Origin of the sequence: Paenalcaligenes sp., assembly GCF_030152715.1 — a bacterium.
Classification (GTDB): Bacteria; Pseudomonadota; Gammaproteobacteria; order Burkholderiales; family Burkholderiaceae_B; genus Paenalcaligenes; species Paenalcaligenes hermetiae.
Map to the genome: position 1 here is coordinate 1 of NZ_JASLIX010000001.1, position 5,460 is coordinate 5,460.

At 43.4% G+C, this 5,460-nt stretch carries 6 protein-coding genes and 1 pseudogene; all 7 read left to right on the forward strand.

Going from position 1 to position 5,460, the window contains the following annotated elements; genetic code table 11:
* Window positions 1-103 precede the first annotated feature (103 nt).
* Window positions 104-493 (forward strand): PIN domain-containing protein, encoded by a 390-nt coding sequence (locus tag Q1V74_RS00005; protein WP_300646483.1) that lies wholly within the window; start codon window positions 104-106, stop codon window positions 491-493.
* Between the two features lie 249 nt (window positions 494-742).
* A complete protein-coding gene (traW, locus tag Q1V74_RS00010) occupies window positions 743-1,363 on the forward strand; it encodes a type-F conjugative transfer system protein TraW (protein ID WP_300646484.1) in 621 nt (206 codons plus the stop codon).
* Complete coding sequence (locus Q1V74_RS00015; protein ID WP_300646485.1) at window positions 1,360-2,424, forward strand: TraU family protein; 1,065 nt, start codon at window positions 1,360-1,362, stop codon at window positions 2,422-2,424. Before traW ends, Q1V74_RS00015 begins: the two co-directional genes overlap by 4 nt.
* A gap of 54 nt (window positions 2,425-2,478) precedes the next feature.
* Window positions 2,479-3,309 (forward strand): type-F conjugative transfer system pilin assembly protein TrbC, encoded by an 831-nt coding sequence (gene trbC / locus Q1V74_RS00020; RefSeq protein WP_300646486.1) that lies wholly within the window; start codon window positions 2,479-2,481, stop codon window positions 3,307-3,309.
* A 2-nt stretch (window positions 3,310-3,311) separates the two neighbouring features.
* Window positions 3,312-3,767, forward strand: a complete 456-nt coding sequence (locus Q1V74_RS00025; RefSeq protein WP_260650720.1) for a hypothetical protein — start codon at window positions 3,312-3,314, stop codon at window positions 3,765-3,767.
* Window positions 3,757-5,076, forward strand: a complete 1,320-nt coding sequence (locus Q1V74_RS00030; protein ID WP_300646487.1) for a hypothetical protein — start codon at window positions 3,757-3,759, stop codon at window positions 5,074-5,076. The genes Q1V74_RS00025 and Q1V74_RS00030 overlap by 11 nt, the downstream gene beginning before the upstream one ends.
* Window positions 5,073-5,460, forward strand: a pseudogene (locus Q1V74_RS00035) (hypothetical protein); the annotation flags it as partial. The gene Q1V74_RS00030 and the pseudogene Q1V74_RS00035, both read left to right, overlap by 4 nt.

Sequence of the window (5,460 nt, forward strand, 5' to 3'; positions counted from 1 at the left end):
CTTTAAAAGAAGTGCCAGCCTCTGAAAAAGAAGGTTTTTTAGAGGATTTAGCTAGAGATCAATCACCCGCTTCCGACAAAGATATTTTTGAAGGATGGGAAGAATGATTTATATGCTAGATACTAATGCCATATCTTATGCGGTTCTTGGCAAAGGAAGGGTACGAGAGAACATTATTAAGCATAAACCTAGTCAGTTAGTTGTTTCTAATATCACAGTGGCTGAATTACGTTATGGTTTAGCCAAGCAACCACGTCCCAAGTTAGAAAAAGCTATAAACAGTCTCTTAGAGACGCTTAGCGTTGTAGTTTGGGATGTAAACGTCTCTAATAAGTATGGTGTATTCCGTAGGCAATTAGAGAATCAAGGGCTATCACTATCTTATATGGATTTTCTGATAGCTACACATGCCCATGTCTTGGGCGCTACGTTAGTATCGTCAGACAAAGGGATGATAAATGCTTTAGGCAATAAAGCAGTCGATTGGTTTTGATTGCTTAGTCTAAAGAAGTACACAAACCCACAGCCTTTTTGGTTGTGGGTTTTTTTATGAGTAGTCCCTTGAACATGAAGTAGAGGGAAGGGGGCGGGTCAATGGTGGATTTTGTTTATGTTTTGTCGTTTCTTTGCTTGAATCTGAAAACCTGAAGAAAGTATAAACATTTTCTAGTATGATTTAAATTAATTCATATTAATTGATATTCATATAGAAGGGTGTACCTTTCAAAGAAATGAGGCACTGATGATGAAACGAAGCGTGATAGCAGCGTTATGGCTTACTGCTATAAGCACCAGTGCTCAGGCTCAAGAGCTAGGGCAATATGGCAATGAGTGGGCGATAGAAGAACCCCACGGCGTTCAACGTATGATCGAGCGATTAGAGGAAATGGAAAAAAGCGGTAAATTACAAGCAATACAGGAACGCTACCGTGATGAGTATATTAATGGCTTGGAAAATCCTGATCCAGTGCCAGGCATCACGACTGTTATTGAACCTACTACTTACTACGTAGATCCTACTTACACCGTGCATGAAAACATTTATGATGACCAAGGCCGCTTGGCGGTTTTGGCGGGAACCCGCATAAATCCGTTTAATTTCATGGCTTGGAGCAAGTCAATTATTTTGATTGATGCGCGAGAGCAATGGCAGGTAGATTTTGCTATGAAACGCCTTAAAGAGCACCCAAAAGATAAAGTGATTTTAACGGGTGGGTCGTACTTAGATATGATGCGAGAGACGGAGCAGCGCGTCTATTACGATATAAACGGAAATTTCACCACGCGCTTTAATATTAAACGCGTTCCCGCCGTGGTATCCCAAGTGGATAAGAAAATTAAGGTGGTGGAGATAGGGCAATGAAGCGAATTAAAAAGACTTTAGCCTCTATCGCGCTTATGCTGTTTGGTGCACTGGGGGCGGCTCAAGCGCAGGAAGCTAACAGTGTTGTTGGCCAATTAGCATGTGAAGGTAAATTTTTAAATCCGATTACTGATATATGTTGGTCTTGTGTGTACCCCATACGTTTATTTGGAACCAATATCTTTCAAAAGGATGGGGAGGATTTCGATACAGGGTTTAATAGTGTGGCATGTGCGTGTGACAACCCCCCCCAAATAGGCGTGCCGACCTCATTTTGGGAGCCCGTATATTTAACTGACGTGACTACCGTGCCTTGGTGCTTTCCTTTGCTCGGTGGGGTGCATTTAAATGTGCCTATCAATGCGACAAAACTAGGCTTTATTGCAGATAGAACAAGCACTATCTCTGTTAATTCGGAAAAAAGTTCTTTTCAGTGGGTGCATGGATATACCAATCCACTTATGTACGTCTTGGATGTATTACTCGATAGCAGTTGCTTAACAAAAGGATCATTATCACCTGAGTGGCCTACAGAGGTTGATCCCGCTTATGACGACTGGGAAATATCTACTGCTATGAACCCGTTAGTATTTGCTGTGGCCAATATGACAGCTCTTGCAGCAGGTACGGCAGACGGGATCGCAGCGTTGGTGGATTTTCCTAGACCTGAGCTTTTTTGGGTTGCGGGTAGTTGGGGCAATATTTATCCCTATTCTGGTTTTGTGGATCCACATCATACTAATGAGACAACAGCGCGTTTGCTAACCACGCGTTTATTGGCATGGCAGCATGAGTTTAAAGCTATGTCGGCTATGTATGGGTCGGAAAATGCGTGTTCAGATCACGGCTCTTGGCAGCCTATTATGGATAAGCGTCAATATAAAATTACACGGGTTTGGCCCGTACCCCAAACAAAGAAAATTATGGGGCGTTGTTGTGATCCTATTGGTAGAACTACCATGCTCGTTGAGTCAGGAATGGAAGTGCCAGCCCCTAAATATAGGGATTTTGGTTATGCCATCTTTAGAAAGCGTGACTGCTGTTCAGGTGCATGGCCATGATCATTTTGGGCTACGTAAAGTAACTTTCAGTTTAAAAGTAGAGCAAGGCATTTTATGAAAAAACTTCTATTTATCGCTATGTTTATTGGGGCCGTGTCACAGAGCTATGCACAACCACCTGCTTTAATAGAGGGGTTAAGAGAGCAGCAAATACGTGACATAGATAAAGCGATGCAGGCCATTGGTGGCATGGGATTAGATGGTAAAGCCGTAGATGAGCAAGCACAACAAAAAATGAATAACCTTGTTGTTGAGTCCTTGCGACAAGTGGATCAGGAGCAGAAGAAAGGTGCCCTCGAGTACAAATTTCGACCTAATCAAGAGGGAAATCAGCAAGCCTACGAGAGTCAGTTAAAGGCTAATAAAGCCCAGGCTATGAAAAATGAAAATATGCGTCAACTGATTGATAAGCTAGGGCAGCAACATACACAACGAGCCATGGAATCATTGCCCGCTTCCAGTGAATTAGGCCAAGGTGCCTTGCTTATCTTTGTTTCGTTCTCAATGCCTGAAAGAACACTAAAGAACTTATCTAGACAAGCCTATCAATATGGGGCAACAGTTGTGCTGAGAGGTTTTGTGGATGATTCCTTAGAAAAAACAAAGAACCTGGCAAAAAAAGTAAATGAGCATGGGGCTGCATGGCAAATACATCCTGAGCTCTTTGAGACGTTCAATGTCAAAAATGTCCCTACGTTCGTTATGACGTCAGACGTAAGTGGCTTAGATTCAGGGTGTGGTGGGGGGAATGAGTGCGCTACGAATTTAGGGTACACGTCTATCTCTGGTGATATTTCACTGATGGCCGCGTTAGATTATTTTCGCCGTGATTCAGCGTTTCAGTTCGTTCGAGAGTTAGCTCAAAAAATGTTGGATGCAGAATAAATATGAAAAAAACACGTATTAAAATCGCAGCTCTTGCGCTCATCGGGGGCGGTTTGGCTATGCCTGCACAAGCAAGTCTTACTATGGAAGGGATCGCCCCCGAGCAAATTCTAAAGGTCTTTAATTCGCCGTTGGGTTACGTTAAAGGGTTCCTAACAGAAGACGAAGCGGTACAGCTGCAATTGATTACACGCTCTAGAGAGCCAATACAAGTTAGAACAACGATAGTGCATCACTATAAACAAGTAGGATGCGCGCGAATTCAAATCGATATGCAACAAGCGGGTGTACCGACTCAGACGCTACAGTTTATTACGGTGGACTTTCCACCTATTCAATTAAATATGTGTGCTAATGGTGATCCGCCTGTATTGACTGAAGAAGTAAAGCGAGTCACCGCTCAAGCTGAAAAAAGAATGAGGGAGGAACTAATAGGAGCCTATCAGTATGAAGAATAACAAAAGGTCGTGGGCAATGGGCGTAGGAGCGTTTGCATTGAGCGCAATGAGCGCTGTTACCTTCGCTATCGATAACCAAGAGGCTCATACCCAAGGCCAGGCTTTGGGAAATCAGAGATTAAATGATGTAGGAACGAGCCAGTTTACGCAGCAAAATGCGCAGCAGATCCCTTTTTATAAAGAAAACCCTATACAACAGCAAAGTTATGATGGGGGATTTGGCAGCATGCTAGATATAGGAATGTCGAGAATTACACAAAGCAGCAGCTATACGTCAGGCAACTGTGATCGTGAGCAGTTTGATCCACAAACCTCAGCTATGGAAGCCTTTGGGCCTGTTAAGTGGCTAGGAATGAGTGAAGCGGAAAAAAATAAAGCGATTACTGATCAAATTGCTTTTTTTGATCAAGAGTGCGACGCCATTAATTTTTTGGCTGATGATTATGGGTGGCGAGTGCGTAAAGAAATTCACCCCGATGATGAGTTAAATGTGTGGATACCCGATAAAGGTGAAAGCGTAGAGGCAGGTGTGTGCTCAGAGCAAACCATTAATATCCCCGCAGAGTTTGTCGTGGAGTCATGCCATGAAACGTCTTCGATTGAGAGACGTTATTGCCGAGAAACGATGAATGTGACGTGTACCCCTCAGCCCTGGGATGGATGTTCGCCGTCAGGTGTGTTGCCCGCTACTAACTCGTCTGATACAAATACAGCCCTCTATCACATGGGGAATGGGAATTGGCATTTAAGTTTTGGGACGATTGGTGATAACTACTGGAATGGAGGCCGCGGTACTGTTTTTGATAGGACATTAACTGTCGATATTGATAATGTAGAAAAAATTACTAAATTTGATTTGGTACGCGTAGATTTCGATGACTGGTACTTGCTACGTGTAAATGATGCCCTTGTCTATATGGGTCCGTTTTCTGGTGATCGCTTAGAGCTAGAAACATATACGAAATGTGTAAGCCCGTATCAAAAATGCGTTCAGTCATCAGGCGGTGATAACGATTATTGTACTAAATGGGAGGAGGCGTGCGGATCTTTGCTGCCAAATCAACTACGAGTTAAATATGGGCCAAACAGTTACGGAAACCCTGAGCGAAAACAAAGCCATTCAAGAAACTTAAGCATAGATATTCGTCCATACCTTAAAAACGGCAAAAACAGAATTTTCTCACGCACCATTGTTGGGGGTTATGGTGAGATGTATAGCGAGTTTCGAGTTAGAGCGAAGTGTGATCCCGCTTGTCATTACAACTGGGTTAGTAACTGCTCGCCGTTTAATCAGGTGCTATTAAGATGAGAAAACTAATCCTTTGTCTTTTTTCATTATTTTTAATGGGAGTAGGGCCATTAGCTCAGGCTCAGCCTACTGAGTACACTTTCCCGCCATGCAAGCCCTTTGAGTCTGAAGAGGAAATGTGCTTGTCTTACACCACAGTAGAGGGGCAACGGGTATGTAGACCCGACGGATGGAAGAAAGTGTGCGTACCTGCTACTAACACCCATTTACCGCCGACTACCGTTCCTGATGTGTTGGGGTGTCAGCAGAATCAGCGTGTCTGTATTGATACAACCCCATCAAAGGAAATCAACTCGGTGACTGTCACCTTAGATATGGTGGGGGGATGCTGGGAGTGGCAAAGTGACTTTACGTGTGTCACAGAAAATATGTTGGATACGTGCC

Coding starts and splice junctions, on each gene's coding strand:
- traW (WP_300646484.1), top strand. CDS start 743: ATGATGAAACGAAGCGTGATAGCAGCGTTATGGCTTACTGCTATAAGC.
- Q1V74_RS00025 (WP_260650720.1), top strand. CDS start 3,312: ATGAAAAAAACACGTATTAAAATCGCAGCTCTTGCGCTCATCGGGGGC.
- Q1V74_RS00005 (WP_300646483.1), top strand. CDS start 104: ATGATTTATATGCTAGATACTAATGCCATATCTTATGCGGTTCTTGGC.
- trbC (WP_300646486.1), top strand. CDS start 2,479: ATGAAAAAACTTCTATTTATCGCTATGTTTATTGGGGCCGTGTCACAG.
- Q1V74_RS00030 (WP_300646487.1), top strand. CDS start 3,757: ATGAAGAATAACAAAAGGTCGTGGGCAATGGGCGTAGGAGCGTTTGCA.
- Q1V74_RS00015 (WP_300646485.1), top strand. CDS start 1,360: ATGAAGCGAATTAAAAAGACTTTAGCCTCTATCGCGCTTATGCTGTTT.